The sequence below is a fragment of the Terrabacter lapilli genome (assembly GCF_039531305.1).
In the GTDB taxonomy this organism is placed as follows: domain Bacteria; phylum Actinomycetota; class Actinomycetes; order Actinomycetales; family Dermatophilaceae; genus Terrabacter; species Terrabacter lapilli.
This window is the reverse complement of sequence record NZ_BAAAPU010000003.1, coordinates 155343-178224: the sequence shown is the minus strand read 5'-3', so window position 1 is coordinate 178224 and position 22882 is coordinate 155343. Positions and strand designations below refer to the sequence as shown.

At 72.6% G+C, this 22882-nt stretch carries 20 protein-coding genes; 6 read left to right on the top strand and 14 right to left on the bottom strand.

Annotated features, from left to right (window positions below):
* Nucleotides 1–9: 9 nt before the first annotated feature.
* Together ABD241_RS02185 and ABD241_RS02180 are read right to left on the bottom strand one after the other, a co-directional pair.
* Nucleotides 10–450 (bottom strand): DUF6912 family protein, encoded by a 441-nt coding sequence (locus tag ABD241_RS02185; RefSeq protein ID WP_142184587.1) that lies wholly within the window; start codon nucleotides 448–450, stop codon nucleotides 10–12.
* Entirely contained in the window at nucleotides 450–1871 is a 1422-nt protein-coding gene (locus tag ABD241_RS02180) for a wax ester/triacylglycerol synthase family O-acyltransferase (RefSeq protein WP_142184589.1), read from the bottom strand. The genes ABD241_RS02185 and ABD241_RS02180 overlap by 1 nt, the downstream gene beginning before the upstream one ends.
* 40 nt (nucleotides 1872–1911) lie before the next feature.
* Between ABD241_RS02180 and ABD241_RS02175 the strand changes: the two genes are divergently transcribed.
* A complete protein-coding gene (locus ABD241_RS02175; protein ID WP_344057987.1) occupies nucleotides 1912–2319 on the top strand; it encodes a hypothetical protein in 408 nt (135 codons plus the stop codon).
* 2 nt (nucleotides 2320–2321) lie between these two features.
* A complete protein-coding gene (locus ABD241_RS02170; RefSeq protein WP_344057985.1) occupies nucleotides 2322–3653 on the top strand; it encodes a hypothetical protein in 1332 nt (443 codons plus the stop codon).
* 35 nt (nucleotides 3654–3688) lie between these two features.
* Here ABD241_RS02170 and ABD241_RS02165 read toward each other — a convergent pair whose 3' ends face one another.
* On the bottom strand, nucleotides 3689–5185 hold the full coding sequence (locus ABD241_RS02165) for a nucleotide-binding protein (RefSeq protein ID WP_344057982.1): 1497 nt from the start codon (nucleotides 5183–5185) through the stop codon (nucleotides 3689–3691).
* Nucleotides 5182–5844, bottom strand: a complete 663-nt coding sequence (locus tag ABD241_RS02160; protein WP_344057980.1) for a CpaB family protein — start codon at nucleotides 5842–5844, stop codon at nucleotides 5182–5184. The genes ABD241_RS02165 and ABD241_RS02160 overlap by 4 nt, the downstream gene beginning before the upstream one ends.
* A gap of 266 nt (nucleotides 5845–6110) precedes the next feature.
* Between ABD241_RS02160 and ABD241_RS02155 the strand changes: the two genes are divergently transcribed.
* Nucleotides 6111–6338 (top strand): helix-turn-helix domain-containing protein, encoded by a 228-nt coding sequence (locus ABD241_RS02155; protein ID WP_142184595.1) that lies wholly within the window; start codon nucleotides 6111–6113, stop codon nucleotides 6336–6338.
* Between the two features lie 83 nt (nucleotides 6339–6421).
* Here the strand turns inward: ABD241_RS02155 and ABD241_RS02150 are convergent, their stop codons facing one another.
* Nucleotides 6422–6967, bottom strand: coding sequence for a hypothetical protein (locus ABD241_RS02150; protein WP_344057978.1), 546 nt, complete (start codon nucleotides 6965–6967; stop codon nucleotides 6422–6424).
* A gap of 226 nt (nucleotides 6968–7193) precedes the next feature.
* On the opposite strand from ABD241_RS02150, the gene ABD241_RS02145 reads away from it, so the two are divergent.
* The gene (locus ABD241_RS02145) at nucleotides 7194–8096 is read left to right on the top strand and encodes a LysM peptidoglycan-binding domain-containing protein (protein WP_344057976.1); all 903 of its coding nucleotides are present in this window, start codon (nucleotides 7194–7196) and stop codon (nucleotides 8094–8096) included.
* Nucleotides 8097–8140: 44 nt separating this feature from the next.
* Entirely contained in the window at nucleotides 8141–8647 is a 507-nt protein-coding gene (locus ABD241_RS02140) for an Rv3235 family protein (RefSeq protein ID WP_344057974.1), read from the top strand.
* A gap of 123 nt (nucleotides 8648–8770) precedes the next feature.
* Here ABD241_RS02140 and secA read toward each other — a convergent pair whose 3' ends face one another.
* The 9 genes from secA to ABD241_RS02095 all read right to left on the bottom strand — a co-directional run bounded on the left by secA (nucleotide 8771) and on the right by ABD241_RS02095 (nucleotide 21102).
* Nucleotides 8771–11596, bottom strand: coding sequence for a preprotein translocase subunit SecA (gene secA / locus ABD241_RS02135; protein ID WP_344057972.1), 2826 nt, complete (start codon nucleotides 11594–11596; stop codon nucleotides 8771–8773).
* Nucleotides 11597–11968: 372 nt separating this feature from the next.
* Nucleotides 11969–13171, bottom strand: a complete 1203-nt coding sequence (locus ABD241_RS02130) for a winged helix-turn-helix domain-containing protein (RefSeq protein WP_344057970.1) — start codon at nucleotides 13169–13171, stop codon at nucleotides 11969–11971.
* Nucleotides 13172–13214: 43 nt separating this feature from the next.
* Nucleotides 13215–13901 carry a response regulator gene (locus ABD241_RS02125; protein WP_344057968.1) on the bottom strand — a complete coding sequence of 229 codons (687 nt, stop codon included), beginning with the start codon at nucleotides 13899–13901 and terminating at the stop codon, nucleotides 13215–13217.
* A 192-nt stretch (nucleotides 13902–14093) separates the two neighbouring features.
* Nucleotides 14094–14741, bottom strand: coding sequence for a ribosome hibernation-promoting factor, HPF/YfiA family (gene hpf, locus ABD241_RS02120; protein WP_344057966.1), 648 nt, complete (start codon nucleotides 14739–14741; stop codon nucleotides 14094–14096).
* 278 nt (nucleotides 14742–15019) lie between these two features.
* Entirely contained in the window at nucleotides 15020–15928 is a 909-nt protein-coding gene (locus ABD241_RS02115) for a ComF family protein (RefSeq protein WP_344057964.1), read from the bottom strand.
* Between the two features lie 140 nt (nucleotides 15929–16068).
* Entirely contained in the window at nucleotides 16069–17862 is a 1794-nt protein-coding gene (locus ABD241_RS02110; protein ID WP_344057962.1) for an LpqB family beta-propeller domain-containing protein, read from the bottom strand.
* Nucleotides 17859–19679 (bottom strand): MtrAB system histidine kinase MtrB, encoded by a 1821-nt coding sequence (gene mtrB, locus ABD241_RS02105; RefSeq protein WP_344057960.1) that lies wholly within the window; start codon nucleotides 19677–19679, stop codon nucleotides 17859–17861. The genes ABD241_RS02110 and mtrB overlap by 4 nt, the downstream gene beginning before the upstream one ends.
* Nucleotide 19680: 1 nt before the next feature.
* On the bottom strand, nucleotides 19681–20358 hold the full coding sequence (mtrA, locus tag ABD241_RS02100; protein ID WP_142184612.1) for an MtrAB system response regulator MtrA: 678 nt from the start codon (nucleotides 20356–20358) through the stop codon (nucleotides 19681–19683).
* A gap of 174 nt (nucleotides 20359–20532) precedes the next feature.
* A complete protein-coding gene (locus ABD241_RS02095) occupies nucleotides 20533–21102 on the bottom strand; it encodes a hypothetical protein (RefSeq protein ID WP_344057957.1) in 570 nt (189 codons plus the stop codon).
* A 147-nt stretch (nucleotides 21103–21249) separates the two neighbouring features.
* Here ABD241_RS02095 and ABD241_RS02090 point away from each other — a divergent pair, with 147 nt between their 5' ends.
* Entirely contained in the window at nucleotides 21250–22782 is a 1533-nt protein-coding gene (locus tag ABD241_RS02090; RefSeq protein WP_344057955.1) for a hypothetical protein, read from the top strand.
* Nucleotides 22783–22882: the final 100 nt, after the last annotated feature.

Below are 22882 nucleotides of genomic sequence, written 5' to 3'. Positions count from 1 at the left end.
GCCCTCGCCTCAGCCGAAGAAGGAGCGCACGTCGTCGAGCTCGGTGACGTCGTACCAGAGCAGCTCGTCGGCCTCCTCCTCGAGCCCGGCGGTCACCTCGTCGTCGATGTGGAACGAGGCCACCCGGGCGAGCGGCAACGGCGCGGTGAGCACCACCTTGGAGACGGGAGCCCCGTCCCGCGGCGCGACCCAGGACGCGTCGGCGTCCGCCGAGGCGACGACCCGACGGTCCGCCGGGGCCGAGCGCAGCTCGGCGGCCGCCGTGACGGCGTCGCTGAAGGCGGCGTACTCGAGGTCCTCGACGTCGAGACCCGGGGCGAGCCGCTCGAGACGGGAGGTGACGGCATACGCGGTGCGCGGCGCTCCCGGGCCGGCGGCGAGCGCGCCGGTGCCGGCGAGCTCCTCCAGCCCGGCGCGCCCCAGCGGCACGTAGACGCGCACGACCGGCATCAGGACTCCCTTCCGCTGGTCAGCTCGGCCAGCGACTCGACGATGGACTGGCCGAGCACGTCGACGTCGGGCATGGCGTCGCGGTCGGCGTTGAGACCGAAGTAGACGCCGCCGTTGTACGAGGTGATGCCGATCGACAGGGCCTGCCCCTTGGCGAGGGGGGTGACGGGGTAGGTCGAGAGCATCTCGGCCTCACCGGCGTAGAGCGGCGTCTGCGGCCCCGGCACGTTGGTGATCATGACGTTGTAGAGGCGGCGCGACATCGCCGAGCCGAGGCGGGCACCCAGCGCGTGCAAGGTGGGCGGCGCGAAACCCGCGAGGTTCGCCAGCGACGTCGCGCCGACGGCCTGGCCACCCTCCATCTGCTGGCGCATCGCGAAGGCGATCTGGTGAAGCCGCATCGAGGCGCCCGGCTCGCCGACCGGCAGGTTCACGACGCACGCCATCACCTGGTTGGCGTACATCCCCGCCGGGTCGTCGCCGTAGATGCTGACCGGCACCATGGCCCGAACCGTGGTGTGCGAGCTCACCGCCTCCCCACGCCCCAGCAGCCAGGACCGCAGGCCGCCGGCGATCGTCGCGAGGACCACGTCGTTGATCGTGACGTCCTCGGCGTAGGCCCCACGGGCCAGCCGCTTGCGCACGAGGCGGTAGTCGTCGAGGTCGGTCGCGACCATGACCCACCGGCGGGCCGAGCCGATCTCGGCGTTGAGCGGCGAGTCGGGCGCAGGGCGCGCCGCCGTGCGGGCCACCGTCGAGAGCACCTGACCCGCGGACTCGACGGCCCGCAGGCCGACGTTGAGGGCGTCGTTGAGGCCGCCCCGCACCAGGTCGACGACCTGCGTCGGACGACGCACCGCGTCCACGACGGCTCCGGCGACCAGCTCGACCGTCGAGGGTGGGCGGCTCGGCTGCCAGGGCAGCACCGCCTCGTCGAGGTCGCCGCCCTTGACGGAGTCGACGATGACGTGCGCGATGTCGAGGGCGTTCACCCCGTCGATGAGGGCGTGGTGGGTCTTGGTGACGATCGCGAACCGGCCGTCGTGCAGCCCCTCGACGAGGTAGACCTCCCACAGCGGGCGGGTCCGGTCGAGCTTGCGCGGCTGGACCCGCGCGACGAAGTCCTGCAGCTGCCGGTCGCTGCCCGGACGCGGCAGCCCGGCCCGCCGCACGTGGTAGCCCATGTCGAAGGCCTCGTCGTCGACCCACACCGGGTTGGCGATGCGTCCCGGCACGTCGCGCACCTTCTGCCGGAAGCGCGGGATCGCGCCGATGCGGCTCTCGATGATCCGGACGAGCTGGTCGTAGTCGAAGCCCTCGCGCGGTGGCTGGAAGACCATGACCGACCCGACGTGCATCGACGTGGTGGACTCCTCCAGGTAGAGGAACGACGCGTCGAGCGAGGTCAGGCGGTCGGACATGGTGACACTCTGCCAGACGGTCCTGCCTAGGATCGGGGCCATGCGAGCGTTTCGTGCCGTCCCGTATGCCGTGTGCGTCCTTGCGCTGGCCGGCGCGGCCGCGTGCTCCTCGGGCAGCCTCCAGCCGGCGGGCGGCGGCGGGGGCGGCGCCGGAGGTGTCTCGGCCACCGGCAGCGCCGCGGGCAGCGTCAAGCGGCTCGCGGTGACCGTCTCGGGCACGACGGTGACGCCGGCACCGGCCCAGGTCGACCTGCCCGTCGGCTCGACCCTCGAGCTGTCGGTGACGAGCGACCACGACGACGAGCTGCACGCCCACGGCTTCGACGTCGAGGCCCAGCTCAAGGCCGGCACGGCAACCACCCTGCGGCTGACCGGCAAGGAGCCGGGGGTCTACGAGGTCGAGACGCACGACCCGGCCCTGACCCTGCTCACCGTCGCCGTCCGCTGACCATGGCCCTGCTGCCCGCTGTCACCCCCGCCCACGGCGTGGGCAGCCGCAGCGACCTGCCGCTGCCCTTCACGGCGCTCGTCATCGCCGCCGTGGCCGTGCTGGTCATCTCCTTCGTCGCCATCGGCACGCTGTGGCGGGAGCCGCGGCTGCGTGACACCGACGGGGTGCTCCTGCCCCGACCGCTGGCGGCGCTGCTCGACTCCCGGTGGCTGCGCACCATCGCCCGCGTGCTGGCGGGCGTGCTGACGGTGTGGACCCTGGCGGCCCTCTTCCTCGGCCCCGACTCCGCGCGCAACCCCGTCCCCCACGTCGTCTACGTGTGGCTGTGGGTCGGTCTCGCGTTCGCCTCGATGCTGCTCGGCCCGGTCTGGCGGGTCATCAACCCGGTCCGTGCCCTGCACGCCGGCCTGCTCCGGCTGGCCCGGGTCTCCCCCGACCTGGCGGCCCTGCCGTACCGGTGGGGACTGTGGCCGGCCGCGCTCGGCCTCGGGACCTTCACGTGGGTCGAGCTGGTCGCCGAGGGCAACACCTCCCTGCCCTTCCTCCAGCTGCTGGTCGGCGGGTTCCTCGCCGTGTCGCTGCTCGGGGCCGCCGTGTTCGGCCGGGCCTGGTTCGACAAGGCCGACCCCTTCGAGGTGTGGTCTCGTCTGCTCGGCCTGCTCTCACCGCTCGGACGGCGCCACGACGGTCGCTGGGTCCTGCGCACTCCCCTGCACGGCGTCAACGGCCTGCGGGGCCAGCGAGGGCTCGTGCCCACCGTGGCCGTGATGCTCGGCGGGACGGCATACGACGGCTTCTCGGCCAACCTGGGATGGGCCACCTTCGTGCAGAGCTCCGCCCTGCCGTCGTCGGTCCTGAAGACCCTCACGCTGCTCGGCTTCTTCACCCTGGTGGCGGTCACGATCTGGCTCGCGTCGGCGGTCTCGGTGCGGCTGGCCCGCGAGCCGTTCTCGAGCTCCTTCTCGTTCGTCAGCGACATCGCGCCCTCGCTCATCCCGATCGCCGGCGGCTACCTCGTGGCGCACTACTGGTCGCTGTGGGTCTACCAGGGGCAGTACGCGTGGAAGCTGCTCACCGACCCGCTGGGCACGGGCGCGGACCTGCTCGGCACGGCTGCCCTCACCCCGAACGACGCCCTGATCCAGCCGACGCTCGTCGCGACGATCCAGGCGGTGAGCATCGTCGTGGGCCACGTGCTCGGGGTCTTCGCGGCGCACGAACGTGCCATCACGGTGCTCGACCGGCGCGCGGCCGTCATCGGCCAGATCCCGCTCATGCTCGTCATGGTCTTCTACACCCTCGGCGGCCTGACGATCCTCTTCAGCAGCTGAACGCCTCCGCCCGCCCTTCGGGCGGCCCGGCCGTGTCAGGCGTCGACCGGGGCGGAGGAGCGGCGCCGTCGTGACCAGCGCCGGGGCTGGTCGCGCCGCTGGCGGCGCTCCCCCGGTGCCGTCCACGGGAGCAGCCCGTCGGCGAGGTCGGCAACCGCCCGCCGCACCGGCGAGTCCGGCGCGTGCTCGACGACCGACTGTCCCGCGAGGAGCGCACCGTCGAGGGTCTCGGGGTCATCGGGCACGAACCGCACGGACCCGAGCCCGGCGAAGCGCTGGAGCGACTCGGCGATGCGGACCTCGGGCCGCGACCCCACGGCGCTGGAGCGGACGCGGTTGACGACGGCGACCGGGCTGCCGGAGGGCACGGTGCCGAGCTCCTGCAGACCGCGCACGAAGCGCTGGAGCGCAACAGGGTCGGCGCCGCCGACCGCGACCACGAGGTCGGAGGCGGCCAGGGAGGTCAAGGTCGCCTCGTTGCGGCGGGGAGCGACGGTGTCGTAGCTGAGCTCCTCGTCGTCCTCCAGGCAGAAGCCGCAGTCGACGACGACGACCCGCACCAGCGACCGGCTCAGCTCGAGCACCCGCTCGAGCGCAGCGGCCCGCACCTCGGGCCACCGCTCGGCCTTGGGCAGCCCGGTGAGCACCCGCAGGCCGGGCACCACCTGGGGCGCGATCCGGGAGAGAGCAGGCAGGTCGAGCATCCCCTGGTCGGCCAGACGACAGGCGGCGGCGATGCCGGGCGCCTCGTCGAGCAGCCCGAGGGACTGGGCCACGCACCCGCCGTAGGTGTCGGCGTCGACGAGCAGGGTCTGGACTCCCCTGGTGGCCAGCTCCGCCGCGAGCGTGGTGGCGACCGTCGTGCGCCCAGGGGCCCCCGTCGGGCCCCACACGGCGACGACCGGTGCGCGGGCCGGACCGCCGTCGCGTGGCTCTCGGCCGACCGGCGCGCCGTCCGGGTCCTGGCCGCTCTCGAGAGGGCGGGCACCGGCTCCCTCGCCGACCCGCGTGGGGCCGGCGACCGGCGCTCCGGCGGGACGCCAACCGGGTGCGTCGACAACGCCGTCGGTGCCGTCGGTGCCGTCGGTGCCGGGCGCGCCATCCATCGAGGGGACCGCACCTGAGGAGGAGAGGTCCTCGTCGCCGGCCGTGGCGGACAGTGCCGCCTCGAGGCCGTCGACGGTCGCGACACCTTCGTCCAGGGCCTGCTGCCACCGGTCAGGACCTGCGTCCACGGGCAGGGTCACGCTGATCGCCAGCTGCCGCAGCCGGCGCTCGGCGCCCTCGTCGTCGGGCGGGTGGACCCCGACGACGTGGACCCGGTTGGCCCGGAGCCGGTCGACCACGGCCAGGTCCAGGCCCCTCAGGTCCGCGGAGACCACCGCGGTGTCGCCGAGGCCCGCGTCGGCGACCGACAGCAGCTCCGCGACGTCGGCACAGCGGCGGCTGACCGTGACGCCGCGCAGGCCCTCGAGGGTCGTGGCGACGACTGACTCCCACTGGTGGCCGAGCGCGGTCAGGACCTCGCTCACGCTCCACCACCGGTCACGGCACCGACCGAGGGCACCAGGGTCACCTTGGCCTCGGCGTCCACCGCCTCGACCAGGGGCTGCACGTTGGCTGCGGGCACGTAGATCTGCACGGACGTCATGGAGCCGGAGCCCAACCCGCCGGAGCTCGTCAGGACCGCGGCCACGGCGGCCGACTCGAGCACCTTCTTCGTGGCGGGGCGCGAGCCGTCGTTCGACGTCGGTGCCTTCGGGGTCACGAAGACGTCCACGCGGCTGCCCCGGGACAGTCCGTTGGTCGACATCGCGTCGGCGCGCACCGTCACCCGTTGGACGTCTACGGCGTCCGGGCCGCCGACCGCCGAGGCGGGGACGAGCTCACCGGCGCGGACGTCGCGCACCATGAACGAGCCCGTGGGAGCTGGCGCATCGGCGGTGAGGTAGGAGCCCATGCCGTCGGCGAGCCGCACGTCTGCCCGGACGAAGGAGGACTCGTCCACCCGGTCGCCGGCGACGAGGTTCCCCGCGGCCACCCAGACCGGCGTCCTGTCGTCGGCGCTGGCCACCGCCTTGGCGCCGAGCGTCGCCGCGAGAAGGACGAGGAGCACGCCGACCACGAGACGGCTGTCGCGCCAGGACGGTCGTTGCAGGCGTTTGGCGCTGGGAGTGGCCAGCTCGGTCATGTGGATCCCCTGTGGTCATGCCGGTGGTGGGCCGGTGATGGGCTCCGTCTGCCTCGCTCGGGCGGACGTCGCGCCAACATCTTGCATCAGGGACGAGCGACCTGCGCGCCCAGGCACACAGGTGGGGACAACGCGTCAAGGCCAGGCGACGACCTCCGTAGGATGTGCACGCTCACCGACGCAGGCCCCGGCGCTCGCTCCAGGGCCGGTCCGGGTACGAGTGTGTTCGGGTGCGCCGCAGAGTCGGCGGCAGACAAGGAGTTGACGTGGCCCAGCGGTTCCTGCAGCTCGCCGAGGTGTCGGAGATCCTCAACATCTCCTCCGCCCAGGCGTACGCGCTCGTGCGCTCGGGCGAGCTGCCCGCCATCAAGATCGGCGGCAGGGGCCAGTGGCGGGTCGAGGCGACCGAGCTCGAGAACTACATCCAGCGGATGTACGCCGAGACCAAGTCGTTCGTCCAGGCGCACCCGTTCGGCGGAGCCGGCGAGGAGTAGCACCTCCTTCGCCACGCGGCCCGCGCACCTGCTGCTCGGCCCTGGTCGTCGCCAGCGGTCCCTGCCGGTCCGCCGGCGCCCCTTCACAGCCGGCGCACGGACCCGAGGGACCAGAAGGGCACGAGCAGGCGCCCGGTGACGTTCGCCGCGCGTCGGGACTCGTCGGCCGAGTGCTCGGCGAGCTCGAGGTGGTCCGCACCCACCACGTCGATCGTGCCGGTCGCCGGTCGACCGTCGAGGTCGGCGACCTCCACCACGGCCCGGTCGCGGCTGAGGGCCCGGAGGGCAGCGCCCAGAGCGAACCGCTTGGCAACGACCGAGGGCGTACGCGCACCCGGACCCAGACCCGTGACCGACCGAACCGCCGAGAGCGCCACGAGCACCGGGCGCTGCGGGGCCGTCTCGAGCAGGACCCAGTCGGGCCCCACGTCCACGATCGCCCCGGTGAGGAGCCGACCGGGCAGGCGGATGCCGACGCTCGTGGCCCCGACGTTGGCGAGCAAACGGGTGTGGAGGTCGAGCAGGGCGCGCTCCCGTCGGGTGCGGTCGGCGACCTCGGAGCCCAGCTCGCGTGCGTCCTCGAGTGCGAGCTGCGCCTCGAGGTCCTCGAACAGTCTGTCCCAGCGCATGCGCACACCCTTGCGGCAATGGGCTCGGGAGGCCAACCCGAGCCGATTGGCCAAGTGTTGAACGCCATCACTCTTGACCAAACACACGCAAACTGCATTGAATGAACGTATGCACAGGGGAACACAACGGACAATCCACTCGACAGCGCTCAGAAGCGAGCGCACGACCGGGCTCCACGGCGTCGGGCGTGCACTGGCCGGGAGCCTGCTCGGCCTTGCGGTCGGCGTGAGCGCACTGCTGGTGCTTCTGGCGCCGGCGCGGCAGGCCTCTGCGTTGGTGCCGGGCGCGGCACGAGCCGACGACGTCCTCCTGGTGCTCATGGCCTGGGTCGGAGTCGGCCTGGCGGGCTGGCTGGCCGCCGGCTCGCTGCTCGGTGTCCTGGCGCTGCTGCCCGGCACCACCGGACGTGTGGCGGCCGAGATTGCCGAGCGGGTCACCCCGTTGGCCGTGCGCAGGCTGCTGACCTTCACACTCGGCGCGGCCGTCGGGTCGTGCGCCCTACCAGCTGCGCCGGTGGCGAGCGCGGCCACAGCACCGGCCGGCCGGACCAGCGTGGTGCCCGAACCCCGGTCCGCGAACGACGAGCTGGTCCCCGGCTACGCGCCCACGGTCGCGTCGGCCGGCCCGGACGCAGCCAGCCCCGCGGGCGGTGCCCGCACGCGGGTCGACGACGGGCCCGGCTTCCTGCCGACGCTCGCGCCCCTGGAAGGCAGGCGCGTCGATCCGCCCGCCCCCGCCGGCTCCGCCTCCGGCGCGAGCGCTCCCGCAGCGACGCGCGGCCCCGGCTACCTCCCCAGCGCGCCCCCACGGGTGCACGACGCGGACGGTCCACGCCTGCTGGTCCCGGCACCGCGGCTCGCCTCCTCCACGCACGAGCTGGTGACCGTGCGCCGCGGTGACTCCCTCTGGTCCATCGCCTCGCGCCACCTCGGGTCCGGCGCGTCCGACGTGCAGGTCGCCCGCGAGTGGCCTCGGTGGTATGCCGCCAACCGCGACCTCATCGGCGACGACCCGGATCTGCTCGTCCCGGGCCAACAGCTCAGGCCGCCGACCAGCTCAGGCACGAGCTCGCGCGACTTCGAGACGCGCGAGGTGGCCAGCGCGCTCACGCCGGGATCCGCACGATGAGCGCCGCCGCCCGCACCCCCGCCCCCGCGCAAGGGAGCCCGTCCGTGGCAGGTGACGGCGACACCTTCACCGTCAGGCGCATCCCGCAGACGGCCCCGCGCATCATCAGCGCGGACGAGGCCTGGCACGGCGAGCAGCCGTACGCCCAGGACGCGCTGGCGCTCGACTTCTTCGGGGCACGCGACGACGAGGACTTCGGCCGCCAGCCCACCCGCACCAGCCTGCTGCCAGACCCCACGGCGTTCGTCGGCCGCCTCGCGCAGGCCGTCGTCGAGATCGTCTCCGGCCAGCGGCCCGCACCGCAGCTCATCCGGCACACCGCGCCCACCGTCTACTCCGTCATCGCCCGGCAGGCGATGGTCGCCGGAAGGCGCCGACTGCCCGGGCCCCGTCGGCCCGCCGTCGTCCGCCGGGTTCGGGTCTGCGAGCCTGCCGACGGCATCGTGGAGGCCTGCGCCGTCGTCGTCGCGCACGGACGAGTGCGCGCCCTGGCCCTGCGCCTCGAGGGCCTCGACGGCCGTTGGCTCGTCACCGCCCTGACCATCGGCTGAGCACGACGGCGTACCAGAAGCTCGCTGCTGCGCACGGGTCAGGGACGGCATACGGCCCCGACCTGCCGACGTCCCGGGCACCAGCCGGTGCCCGGGACGTCGGTTCGTGAAGAGCCTTCGGCGTCAGCGGCGCTTGCGCTTGACCTTCTTGCCGCGGCGGTCGGCCTTGCGCTCGACCGTCTGCTGTCCGCCCGTCTCGACGGCACGCCCGTCCTCGCCGGGGGCGGTGTAGCGCAGGGCACCCGACCGCTGGCCGTCGGTGTCGAGGTCGACTCCCGAGACGCGGACGCCCGAGGCCACCGGCTGCCGAGCCGGGACCCCCTCGTCCCCTCGTGTCTCGGCTGCCGCCCCCGTCGTGTCGTCGGCCACCTGACCGGCGGCGAGACCGCCGACCATGTCACCGACCGACATGGGGGCGACGCCGACCGGTGCACCGACCGGCTCGGGCACCTGGACCTCGACGGAGAACAGGTGGCTGACCGACTCCTCCTTGATCGCCTCCATCATCGCCTCGAAGAGCTGGAAGCCCTCCCGCTGGTACTCGATGAGTGGGTCGCGCTGGGCCATGGCCCGCAGACCGATGCCCTCCTGGAGGTAGTCCATCTCGTAGAGGTGCTCACGCCACTTGCGGTCGAGGACCGACAGCACCACACGGCGCTCGACCTCGCGCATCGTCTCGGCGCCGAGCGACTCCTCGCGCAGGTCGTACGCGTGGTGTGCGTCGGACATCAGCTGCTCGCGCAGCAGCTCGGCCGTGATGGCCTGCCGCCCGCCGGCCATGTCCTCGACCTCCTCGATGGTGAGCGAGACCGGGTAGACCTGGCGCATCGCCTCCCACAGCTTCTCGAGGTCCCAGTCGGCGGCGAACCCGTCGGCGGTGGCGGCGTCGACGTAGGAGCCGACGACGTCGTTGACGAACATGCGCAGCTGCTCGTGCAGGTCCTCACCCATGAGCACGGCACGGCGCTCGTCGTAGATGACCTGGCGCTGGCGGTTCATGACGTCGTCGTACTTGAGGACGTTCTTGCGGATCTCGTAGTTCTGCGCCTCGACCGAGCCCTGCGCCTTCTGGATCGAGTTCGTGACCATCTTGGACTCGATCGGCACGTTGTCCTCCATGCCGGCGGTCTGCATGAAGCGGTCGACGAGGCCTGCGTTGAACAGGCGCATGAGGTCGTCGTTGAGCGAGAGGTAGAAGCGGGACTCGCCCGGGTCGCCCTGTCGACCGGAACGACCACGCAGCTGGTTGTCGATGCGCCGCGACTCGTGCCGCTCCGTGCCGAGGACATAGAGGCCACCGAGCGCGGTGACCTCGTCGTGCTCGGCCGCGACCTCGCGCTCGGCCTTGGCGAGGGCCTCGTCCCAGGCGGCTTCGTACTCCTCCGGGGTCTCGTGGGGGTCGAGCCCGCGCTTCTTGAGCTCGGCCACGGCCCGGAACTCGGAGTTGCCACCGAGCATGATGTCGGTGCCTCGACCGGCCATGTTGGTCGCGACGGTCACGGCGCCCTTGCGCCCGGCCTCGGCCACGATCGCGGCCTCACGCTCGTGCTGCTTGGCGTTGAGCACCTCGTGCTTGATGCCGCGCTTCTTCAGCTGCTGGGACAGGTACTCGCTCTTCTCGACCGAGACGGTGCCGACGAGCACCGGCTGACCGAGGGCGTGCCGCTCGGCGATGTCGTCGACGACCGCGTCGTACTTGGCGATCTCGGTGCGGTAGACGAGGTCCGGCTGGTCCTTGCGGATCATGGGGCGGTTTGTCGGGATCGGGATGACACCGAGCTTGTATATCGAGTTGAGCTCGGCCGCCTCGGTCTGGGCGGTACCCGTCATGCCCGAGAGCTTGTCGTACATGCGGAAGTAGTTCTGCAGGGTGATCGTGGCGAGCGTCTGGTTCTCGTTCTTGATCTCGACGCCCTCCTTCGCCTCGATCGCCTGGTGCATGCCCTCGTTGTAGCGGCGGCCCGGGAGCATGCGGCCGGTGTGCTCGTCGACGATGAGGATCTCGCCGTTCATGACGACGTAGTCCTTGTCCTTCTTGAACAGCTCCTTGGCCTTGATGGCGTTGTTGAGGTAGCCGATCAGCGGGGTGTTGACGGTGTCGTAGAGGTTGTCGATGCCGAGCAGGTCCTCGACGCGCGCGATGCCGGACTCGAGGACTCCGACGGTGCGCTTCTTCTCATCGACCTCGTAGTCGCCGCGGCCGTCCTCGCCGCGGTTCAGACGACCGACGATGCGCGCGAACTCGACGTACCACTTCGTCGCGAGGTCGGCGGGACCGGAGATGATGAGCGGCGTGCGCGCCTCGTCGATGAGGATCGAGTCGACCTCGTCGACGATGCAGAAGTTGTGGCCGCGCTGCACGAGCTCCGAGGGGTCCCAGGCCATGTTGTCGCGCAGGTAGTCGAACCCGAACTCGTTGTTGGTGCCGTAGGTGATGTCCTTGGCGTACTCGGCCCGGCGCTGCTCCGGGTTCATCGAGGCCAGGATGCAGCCGGTCTCCATGCCGAGCGCGCGGTGGACGCGGCCCATCAGCTCGGACTGGTACTCGGCGAGGAAGTCGTTGACGGTGATGACGTGGACGCCCTTGCCGGAGAGGGCGTTGAGGTAGCTCGGCAGGGTCGCGACGAGGGTCTTGCCCTCACCGGTCTTCATCTCGGCGACGTTGCCCATGTGCAGGGCCGCACCGCCCATGAGCTGGACGTCGAAGTGCCGCTTGCCTAGGGTGCGCTTGCTCGCCTCGCGCACGGCGGCGAAGGCCTCGGGCAGCAGCATGTCGAGGGTCTCCCCGTTGTCGAGGCGCTCCCGGAAGCCCTTCGTCTCGTCGCGCAGCTCCTCGTCGGTGAGCTTCTCGAAGTCGGCCTCGAGGGCGTTGACCTGCTTGGCGATGCCCTGGAGCTTCTTCAGGGTCCGGCCTTCGCCGGCGCGAAGCAGCTTCTCGATGACGGCCATCTGGTGATCTCACTCCCGACTGAACGTGTGGACGCGCCCGGTGGGCGGGCTCCATCGCCCGTGAGAGGTCACGGGACCTGCCTAGGCTAGCCGCCTTCCGGACACAACGACCAACGCATCGGCGCGCGGCCCGGTTCCAGCATGACCCGAGGACGTATGCCGTGTCGCCTGCTCCTCTGCAACCGGGCGACAGGAGGTCGCTCAGACCGCGTCCTGCCGCGTGGGTCCCGCTGCGCCCTCGGATCCTGCTCCGTTCTCGGGAGCAGGATCCGATACGCGAGCTCCCGAACAAACCCGCCCGTCCCTCGGGAACTGCTCCCCTTTCCGGAGCAGCTTCCGGAGGTCGGCTCGCTCTCTGCTCCCTGCGAGCCGTCAGTGCGGGGGCAGCTCGACCCGGCCGAGACCGAGCCAGCCGGCCATCGACTCGAGGTTGCGCAGCAGCGCCGGCCGGGCATCGGCCGGTGCACCCGGCTCCCAGGTGACCCGGTGGCACCGCAGGACGCCGGCAGCGCGGTCGGCCTTGAGGTCGCAGCGCGCCACGAGCGCGTCGCCGAAGAGGAACGGCAGCACGTAGTAGCCGTGCACCCGCTTGTGGGCCGGGGTGTAGATCTCGATCCGGTAGTGGAAGTCCCAGAGGGCGTGGATCCGCTCACGTGTCCAGACCAGCGAGTCGAACGGGCTCAGGAGGGCCTCGGCGTGCACCCGGCGCGGCAGGCGCGCGTCGGCGTGCATCCAGGCCGGCTTCCAGCCGGGGACCGTCACCGGGATGAGCTCGCCCTCCGCGGCGAGCCGGGCGATCGCCGGGCGCGCGTCCTCGCGTCGGATCCGGAAGTAGTCGGCGAGGCACAGCTCGGTGGCGACGCCGTGGGCGCGCGCGGCGATGCGGACCAGCTCGACGTAGCGGTCCGCGTCGGCCTCGGGGCCGGGGCGCTCGGTCCACGCCGCCCGCTGCGCGGGGGGCGCGGTGGTCGTCAGGGCGGCATACCTGCGCTCGAACTGGCTGGTGCGGCCGGCCGAGCTGATCTGCCCGGCCCAGAAGAGGTACTCGAGCGCCTGCTTGACCTCGGACCAGTTCCAGCCCCAGTGGTCGGTGCGCCGGGGCTGGTCGTGGGCCAGCGCCACCTCGACCTCACGGGCGGTCATCGGGCCCCGGGCCTGCACCTCGGCCCGCACCAGGTCGACGTAGTCCGGGCGTTCCTGCAGGATCCGACGCATGCCACCCCACGCCTTCTCGGCCGCGGCGCGCATCCGGAAGTCGAGCAGCGGCCACGTCGACGGCGGCACCAGGCTCGCCTCGTGCGCCCAGTACTCGACGACGCGTCGGGGCGCCCGGTCGCGGGCCCGGTCGAGCAGCGCCGTGTCGTAGGGCCCCAGGCGTGAGAAGAAGGGGAGGTACTGGCTGCGGGTCAGCACGTTGACGCTGTCGATCTGGACGACGCCGACCCGGTCGACGACCCGCTGCACGTGCCGCATGGTCGCCGTGAAGGGCGCCGGCCTGGGGTCCAGGAAGCCCTGGGCCGCGATGGCGACGCGCCGCGCCTGGCCGCGGGTCAGGGAACGGCTCGTGACCGTCACGTGCCGTCCGCTCCCCCGCCACCGGCGGGAGCCACTGGTCCCCTCACTGGTCGGGATCGATCAGACGCTGGCGCACGGCATACATCGCCGCCTCCATGCGCGAGTGCATCTGGAGCTTGTCGAGGATGTTGCGGATGTGGTTGCGCACGGTGTTCTCGGAGATGTACAGCTCGCTCGCGATCTCGCGGTTGAGCCGGCCCTTGGCCACGAGCTGGAGGATCTCGAGCTCGCGATCGGTGAGGCGGGGCAGCTCGAGGCCCGGGGTCGGTGCCGGGACCGTGGCCCGCTGGCTGATCTGTGCGAACTCGTTGAGCAGCTTGGCGGCCATGAGCGGCGACAGGAGCGACTGGCCGTGGAAGACGCTGCGGATGCCCGCGGCGACCTCCTCGGGCGGCACGTCCTTGAGGAGGTAGCCGTTGGCACCGGCGCGCACGGCCTCGAAGAGGTTGGCCTCGTCGTCGGAGCTGGTGAGCATGAGGATGCGTGCGGACGGCACGCGCTGCTTGATGACGCGACAGGCGTCGATGCCGCCGCGCTTGGGCATGCCGACATCCATGACGATGACGTCGGGGAGGGTCTCCTCGGCCTGGTCGACGGCTTCGACGCCGTCGGCGGCCTCGCCCACGACCTCGATGCCGTCCTCGACCGCGAGGATGGTCTGCAGGCCGCGGCGGTAGAGGGCGTGGTCGTCGACGACGAGGACCCGGATGACGTCGGGTGGCAGGTTCACGCCCCCATCTTGTCCCACGGCACCGACCGAACAGTGACACGCGCGTCCCGAGTCGCGATCAGGGGCACGGGACGGGTCAGGCACCGAGGGCCTCGACCTGGCCGGAACGGCGTCGGGGCGCCCCCCGAAGGGAGCGCCCCGATGTCGGATGCGGTCTGCGCGTCGTGGCCGAAGCCCGGGCGCAGGGCTGGTTCAGCCGGTGGCTGCGACGGGCGCCTCCGCCTCGGTCTCGAGGTGGAGGACGCCGTAGCTCCAACCGCGGCGTCGGTAGACGACGCTCGGCCGGTCGGTGTCGGCGTCGTGGAAGAGGAAGAAGTCGTGGCCGACCAGCTCCATCTGGTTCACGGCCTCCTCGAGCGACATGGGGGCCGCGCTGTGGACCTTCTCGCGGACCTCGATGGGTGAGTTGCCGAGCGCTCCGAAACGGTCGAGGTCGTCGATCTGGCCGTTGCCCTCGAGCGGCTGCGGCTCCTCCACCGAACCGCCGGGGGAGGCGTCGACACGTGCGGTCGCCCGTGCGACGGATTCCGGGAGTCGTCGTCCGCGGCTGACGCGCCGCTTGTCGTGCACCCGCCTAAGGCGCTCCATGAGCTTGTCCACGGCCGCGTCGAGGGCGGCGAACTTGTCGTCGAGACAAGCCTCGGCCCGGATGACGGGGCCCTTTGCGTGGCACGTGATCTCGACCCGCTCGGACCCGCGGACCACGCGTTCGTGCGTGACGACGACGTCGATGCGGTGCACCTTCGGGGCAAGGGCCGGCACCTTGGCCAGCCGCTCGTCGAGCTGCTCACGGAATCGGTCGGGGATCTGGACGTGGCGTCCAGTGACGACGATCTCCACAGTTCCTCCTTGATCGCGCACGTCTTCTTCGTGCGGGGGCAGTGAGAGTGGTTCAGGGCTCTGGTCACCTTGGACAGGCCCACCGGGAAAGCGGCACCACCCCTTCCTGTCGATCGCGTCCCGAGGCGGTCGGCGACCGCGGCCCCGGGGCGGGGGTTCATACCTCGACCCTAGTGGGGTGGCTCGGTCTCTGGAAGGCGTGGCCCACCGGCGTGTACGACATCCCGGTGTGCGGCCCGACGACGGACCGTGACGGCTCACCCACCGGCACGTCTCGCTCAACCTCGAGTGCGCTGCGTTGCCGCCATCGCGGCGCCGACCACCCCCAGGGCACCGGCGCTCCGCAGCGCTCGTGCCGCCTCCGCGAGGGTGGCGCCGGTGGTGACGACGTCGTCGACGAGAACGCATCGGCGACCACGGACCACCTCGCCCCACCGAGGGTCGACCTCCAGAGCGCGGGCGAGGTTGCCCCGGCGCTCGGCGGTGCCCAGCCCGGACTGGTCCTCCACGCGCCGCACGTGGCGCAGCGCCGGGGCCACGCGAAGCACGGGACCGCCGCGACCGCCAGGACGCCTGGGACCGCCGAGTGCCGTCACCGCCGCCTCGCACAACCCCACCATCGGGGTGTCGCCGCGCTGGCGCACGGCACGTCGCGACGAGGGGGCCGGAACGACCAGCGCGACGCCCTCAGGCCAGCCAGCCCCCCACAGGGCGCCGTCCAGGGCCTCGCGCAGCAGCGGGAGCAGCACCGGTACGAGGTCGCGCCGCCCGGCGTCCTTCCAGGCGGAGACGGCGGCCCGGAGGGGGTCGGCGTAGATGCCCCACGCGTACACCGGCGGCATGCCCTCGGGGGCCGGGTGCGGGACGACCCACGGTCCTCCTCCGCCGGGCGCGGTCCTCTCCCCTCTGCCGGGCGTGCGGGCGAGGTCGGCCGTCGGAGCGGCCACGGAGCCGGCCCCGGGCAGCACGAAGGCCAGCCGGCGCAGCGCCCGCGCGCAGCGTGGGCACCAGTCGACGCCGGCACGAAGGCAGCCGCCGCACTCACGGGGCAGGACGAGGTCCGCCAGGTCGGACGCGCGCAGGCGCGACAGCAGCCCAGTGCATCCGGCACGTCGACTCCCGTTCGCCCTGGTGCTGCCGTCGTCGTCGCGGCTGCCGTTGCCGTTCCGGATGGCGTGACGGACCATGGCGCCCAGCCCACCGGAGGGACGCGTACGCGGCGAGGGGAGCCGGCAACCTGTGGACGAGCCGTGCCTCGTGCGCTGGGGTGTGGAGGGCTCCGCAGAGTCAGCGCGGCATTACGAGGACGAGCGGAACCGCACCGGCGTCAGTCGCCGGGAACCAGCACGTCGCTGCCGCGCTCGATGATGGGCCAGTTGGAGCCGGCTCGGGCGAGGACGCGGTGGTCGCCGGTGATGATCAGCAGGCCGCGGGGCCCGCCGACCGTGGTGATGGCCACCGCGCCCGGCACGGCACCGAGCCGGCCCAGCTCGGGACGGGTCCCGTCGACGCCGGCGCCGACGGTCGCGAGCCAGGGCCGCATGGCGTCGTCCGCACCCACCTGCCCGAGGAGGGCGAAGCTGAAGGCGTCGAGCCAGGTGACCGCCTGGATGCGCGTCAGCGACTGCGCCTGCCGGAGCGGCTTGGAGAGCGACTGCGGCTCGCCGTTCGTGGCCCGCACGATCCCGCAGAGGTCGAGCTGGTCGTCCTGGCCGTCCGCGTCGGTCGTCAGGACCAGGACCCGGGTGCCGTCGGGCGCGATCGACAGGGCCTTGACGCGCCGGTCACCGAGCCACGGCGTGCTCACCGCCTTCGGCACCGAGGAGGGATCGCCCGAGACCGAGTCGAGTGCGAGCACCCGACCCCGCCCGGCGTCGTCCCTGCCGCCCACCCACAGGTAGCCGTCGGCGTCGTAGACCGGTCGGGTCAGCGACGAGGCGAAGAACGGGAACCGTCGCGGCTGCTCGGTGCTGCGCCACACGGACAGCAGGCTCCGGTCGGTCGACACGCCCGCCACCTGCTTGCCGTCGGCCGAGAGCGCGAGGTCGACCCAGGAGTCGGGGATCTGCGCCACGTCTCCGCCCTTGGGCTTGAGGTCTGGCCGCTTGGCCGCCTCCGTGTCCGGCACGTAGCGCGGGTCGATGCGGCGCAGGGTGTCACCGTTGCGCAGGAGCGCGGTGTCGAAGAAGCCCTTCTGCACGACGTCGTAGCCGAGGTCCGCGGCGGACACCACCGACGTGACGCCGCCGGGCAGCTCGAGCTGGGTGTTGTCCACGGCGAGCGAGACCGAGCCCACCGAGGAGACCTGGCTCAGGGTCTTGGTCAGCTGCGCCCACATGGCGGCGCGCTCGGCGGGGTCGGCGGACAGCGCCTCGCCACTGAGGTTGACCTGCGCCTTCCCCCCGGACACCGGCACGGCGTTGACGGCCAGACGCGTCCCGGCGGGGACGCCGGTCGTCACGGCGCCGGCGAGGTAGTCCGGCACGGCGCTCAGCTGGGCCCGGGCGAGGGTGGTCGCGAGACGCGTGCCGATGGGGAACCACCGCGAGTCGGGCACGAGGTCGCGGCCGCTGCGGCTCACGTAGTAGACGAAGCGGTTGGTGTAGACACGGTTGAACTGGTCGACGTCGAGCCAGAGCCCGAAGCCGTCGGCAGGGAGCTCCAGCCGCCACTCGCCCCCGACCTTCGTCAGGCCGAAGGTGACCTTCTCCCGCGTGCCCGGAGGCGCCTCGAGATAACGCCCGTCCGGCGTCAGCCGCGCGACAACCGCTGCGCTGACCTCGACGGTGTCGTCGCTGATGCGGCGCAGGCTCACGTCACCGTCGTAGATGACGACGTCCTCGCTCGACCAGCGCCAGAGGTCGAGCGACTGGGGTGCCAGGAACGCTCGGCCCGTCGAGTGCGTCTCGTCGGTGTCCTCGCCTGCCCGCAGGAAGCCGCGCACGATCGCCTCCTGGCTGGCGCCGTCCAGGGGCCCGACCGCGACGACGCGCACCGGCTCGTTCAGGACCTCGCCGAGCGCTCGCCCGTCGAGCACGGGGCCGGTGCCGGGCAGGCCCCCGCACCCCGCCAGGAGGGTGCAGGCCGCGATGAGCAGGCCGGCGAGGACCCGCCTCCTCACGGCGCACGCTCGATGACGATGCGGCGCAGGCGGACGGTGTCGTCGTCCGCCGCCCCCGGGGCAGCCGCGTCGCCGGGGCCGGCAGCGCCCGGCCCGCCCCCGGCGCCCGTGCCCCCTCCTGCGGGACCGCTCTCGCCCGAGCCGCCGGACCCGTGGTCGCCGCCCGCCCCCGCACCGGCTGCCCGGGCTCGCGCGGCCTCGGCGAGCAGCGGGCTGAGCGGCAGCGGTGAGCTCGTGATGGTGGCGTCGGCCTTGCGCGGAAGCGTCAGACGGAAGCAGGAGCCCTCGCCGAGCGCACCCCACGCCTCGAGCCGTCCGCCGTGCAGGCGCGCGTCCTCCAGGGCGATGGCGAGGCCGAGGCCCGTGCCGCCGGTCGTGCGGGCCCGCGCGGGGTCGGCCCGCCAGAACCGGGTGAAGACGAGCGCGGCCTCGCCGGGGCGCAGGCCGACGCCGTGGTCGCGCACGGTGACGGCGACGGCCGTGTCGTTGGACCCGATGGTCACCTCGATCGGCTTGCCCTCACCGTGCTCGATGGCGTTGGAGACCAGGTTGCGCAGGATGCGCTCGATCCGGCGCGAGTCCATGTCGGCGATGACCGGGCCCGGCAGTGCGTTGACGACCAGCTGGGTGCCCTTGCGCGCGGCCAGCGTGCGGTGGGCGTCCACCGCACGTTCGACACAGCTGTGCAGGTCGCTCGCCTCGACCTCCAGCTCCGCCGCGCCGGCGTCGAACCGCGAGATCTCGAGCAGGTCGCTGAGCAGCGACTCGAAGCGGTCGAGCTCGCCGCGCAGCAGCTCCGCGGACCGCGCGACGGTCGGCTCGAAGTCACCACGCGAGTCGTGGATGAGGTCGCCCGCCATGCGGATCGTCGTCAGCGGCGTGCGCAACTCGTGCGAGACGTCGGAGACGAACCGCTGCTGCACGCGGGAGAGGTTCTCGAGCTGCCCGATCTGCTGCTGGATCGAGGCTGCCATGCCGTTGAACGAGTTCGCGAGCCGGGCCAGGTCGTCCTCTCCCTTGGAGCGCATGCGCTCGTTGAGGTTGCCCTCCGCGAAGCGCTCCGCGACGGCGGCGGCCCGGCGGACCGGGTCGGCCACCAGCCGTGTGACGACGAAGGCGATCGCGCCGATCAGCACGGTCAGGGCGGCTCCGCCGAAGAGGAAGGTCTGCCCGATGAAGTTGATGATCTCCCGCTCGCGGTCCATCGGGTAGATGAAGTAGAGGCCGTAGTCCCCCGCCACCGGCAGCACGACCTTCTGGCCCACGATGACGGCGGAGACGCTGCTGTTGCCCTCGTCGATCGTCGCGACCTGCAGGTGCTGACGCTTGGGCTCGGCCGCGACCTCGCGACGCAGCTCGTCGGGGATGAAGCGCACCCCGACGCTGCCGCTCTCGATCGGGCCGACGATCACCGGAGACGTGTTGTCGTCGAAGCGGGTGAGCACGACGTAGCGGGTCTCGTTGCCGGCGTCGCGCCGGTACGAGTTGATGAGGGTCGTGGCGAACTGGGTCAGCTTGGCCTGCGTGTCCGTCTGGTCCGTGGAGTCGAACTGGCCCTGGGCATCGGTGGCGTCGCGCAGGCTGTCCTCGGCCGCGATCCGCTGCCGGCTGTCGACGAGGCCCTGGGCGATCGAGCCGTAGAGGTAGGTGCCGACCGCCGCGAGCACCAGGACCCCCAGCAGCATCGTCACCACGACGACGCGGAAGCCGAGGGAGGCCCGCCACAGGTGCAGCACCCGCTGCCAGATGCCACGCAGCACTGAGCCGACCCGCGAGGCCAGGCCCCCGGGTCTGCTGGTGGCCGCGCGCGGGCTCATCTCAGGACGGACCTGCCTTGTAGCCGACACCGCGGACCGTCACGACGATCTCAGGCCGCTCGGGGTCGTGCTCGATCTTGGACCGCAGCCGCTGGACGTGGACGTTGACGAGGCGGGTGTCGCCGGCGTGGCGGTAGCCCCACACCTGCTCGAGCAGGACCTCGCGGGTGAAGACCTGCCAGGGCTTGCGGGCGAGGGCGACCAGCAGGTCGAACTCGAGCGGGGTCAGCGACAGGGCCTGGCCGTCGCGTTTGACCGAGTGGCCCGCGACGTCGATGTCGAGGTCGCCGATCGAGAGCTTCTCGGGCGCCGGCTCGTCGCCGCGGCGCAGCCGAGCGCGCACGCGCGCGATGAGCTCCTGCGGCTTGAACGGCTTGACGACATAGTCGTCGGCGCCGGACTCGAGCCCGACGACGACGTCGACGGTGTCGGTGCGGGCGGTCAGCATGACGATCGGCACGCCGCTCTCCGCGCGGATGCGGCGGCACACCTCCATGCCGTCGAGCCCCGGCAGCATGACGTCGAGGAGCACCAGGTCGGCTCGCGAGTCTCGGAACGCGGCCAGCGCCTCGGAGCCGTCGGCCACGTGCGTGACGTCGAGCCCCTCGTTGCGCAGCACGATCCCGAGCATCTCGGCGAGTGCGAGGTCGTCGTCGACGACCAGTACCCGACCCTTCACGACACACTCCTCCCCGGAGCCGCGCTGGCGCGCCCCGTACGTCCTGACCAAATCATCACACACCCCTGACCGGGCGCTGGCGTGCCGCAACGGCAGCCGAGCCGTATGCCGTGCTGCTCGCGGCGCGTGGGCCTGCGGGACGGCATACGGCGGGGGAAGGTCAGCGGTGCCGGCTCAGCCCTGGGTGACGTACCACTTGCCGCCGACCCGGACGGCCTTGAAGCTGCGGACGACGTCGGCTGCGAGCGCCGGCTCGGTCGTGACGCTCTCGAAGGTGGCGGTGTCGCCCTTGACGGTGGCCCCGGTGATCCGCAGGCCCTTGAACGCCGCGCCGAGCTCCTTGAGCTGGTCGAGCATGGGCGTGATCTTCTTGCCGCAGGCGGGTGCCGCGCCGGGGATGCTCGTGATCGGCTTGCCGCCGGTCGCCATGAGCCGGCAGACCGTGTTGCCGTCACCCGAGACCATCGCGGCCAGCCAGGAGGTCATCGCGGCCTCCGGCGTCGACTGGTCCGCCGGCCCCGCAGCAGTCGGGGGCACGCCGCTCGCGGTGGTGCTCGCGGTGCCGCTCGATCCGGCCGCGGTCGAGGAACCCGAGCCGCTCCCGGCGCTCGTCCCGGGTGAGCTCGAGCTGGCGGCCGCGGGACCTGTCGACGACTGCTGCGTCCCGGAGCCGTCCGACTTCGAGCAGGAGGCGAGCGAGACGGTCAGCGCCAGCGCCACGGCACCGGTCAAGAGCTTCTTCATGGAGGTCCCTGCCAGAAGAGGTGTTCGGATCGGGGTCCGGCAATCCTCGCACGCGGCCCGGGCCCGCTCCCGACGGCCCGTGCGAGCCGGCCCCGCCAATCCGCCCAAAACGCCCCGTCCCGGCTCCTCAGCGGCGATGATCTGCGGGTGACGAGCGACAGCAGGGGCGCCGCCTCAACGGCTGAGCGGCACGAGCACCACCGCGGCGACGTCTCGCAGGCCGATGGCCCGGGCGCCGGCGTCACCGGAGACGCCGCCTCGAGCGGGACCACTGCCGCAGCGGTGCCGACGCGTCGGGGCGCCCTACCGCTGCGGGTGCGCCAGGCCCTGCCCGGGGTCGTCGTCCTCCTCGCCGTCGTGCTGACCGCTCGCCCGGTCGGCGACCCCGACACGTTCTGGCACCTCGCGGCCGGCGACTACCTGCGCCGGAGCTGGACCTTCAACGGCCCGGACCCGTGGAGCACCATGTCGACGCAGCCGTGGCGGCTGCACGAGTGGCTGCCCGAGCTGCTCATGAGCGTCGTGCAGGAGGTGCTCGGGCTGCCCGCAGTGGCGTGGCTGCTGCCGCTGGGCGTGGCCGCCATCGGGCTGACCCTCTGGCGCGCCACCCGCCCCCGGGCCTCGCTGCTGGCCTCGGCCGCCGTCACGTCGGTCACCTTCGTGGCGATGAGCCAGAGCCTGTCGCTGCGCCCACACCTGCTGTCGTTCGCCTTCGCCGTCGCCTTCACCGCGGCGTGGCTGCGATCCGCGCAGGACGGCCGGCCCCGCTGGTGGCTCGTCCCCGTGACGTGGCTGTGGGCCTGCTCGCACGGCATGTGGTTCTTCGGCGTCGCCATCGGCGTCGTGGCGGTGCTCGGCATCGCCCTGGACCGTGTCGTCGGGCTGCGCCGGTGGCTGCGCCTCGCGGCGGTGCCGGTCGCGTCGGTCGCCGCCGCCGCCCTCACGCCCACCGGACCCTCCCTGCTCCTCTCGCCGTTCGCCGTCAACGAGACGACCCAGTTCATCGAGGAGTGGATGCCCCCGTCGGTGCGCCAGCCGGGCTTCCTGGCCTTCCTCGTCCTGGCTGCGACCGTCGTGCTCGTCTGGGCACGCTCGCGCCGGCCCGTGCGCTGGACCGAGGTGCTGCTCGTGGGCCTCGCGATCGGACTGGCCCTGCTCTACGCACGGACCGTCGCCCTGGGCGCGGCCGTCATCGCTCCCGTCGCGGCAGCCACCGTCCAGACGCTGCTCCCGCCGGACCGCGAGCCGGTGACCCGGCGCGAGACGCGCCTGACGGTCGGGCTCACGGCCCTGGGCCTGCTCCTCGCCGCCGTCGTCCTGCCGGCGCGGGCCGCCGTGCCGACCTGGGGCGCGGGCGACCTCGACGCACGCCTGTCGGCCCTCCCGGCCGGGACCGTCGTCTGCAACGACTACGGCGTCGGCGGCTGGCTCATCTGGAGCCACCCGAACCTGCGTCCGACCATCGACGGCCGCGTCGAGGTCTACGCCACCGGCCACGTCAAGGAGCACATCGACTTCGAGCACGCGGCCCCCGGCTGGCAGTCCTACCTCGCCAAGACCCGCTGCGACTACGCGCTGCTGGGCAAGGACCAGCCGGTCGTCGAGGCGCTCACCGCCCAGGCGCACTGGAACATGCTCCAGCGCGGTTCGCAGTACGTCCTGCTCCGCGCGCCGCGCTGAGCCTGCCCGCCCGACTGCCTCTTCCAGTCCTGGACCCGCCCCGAACGGACGTATGCCGCCCACCCGGTGGGGTGGACGGCATACGTACGCGGTGACGACC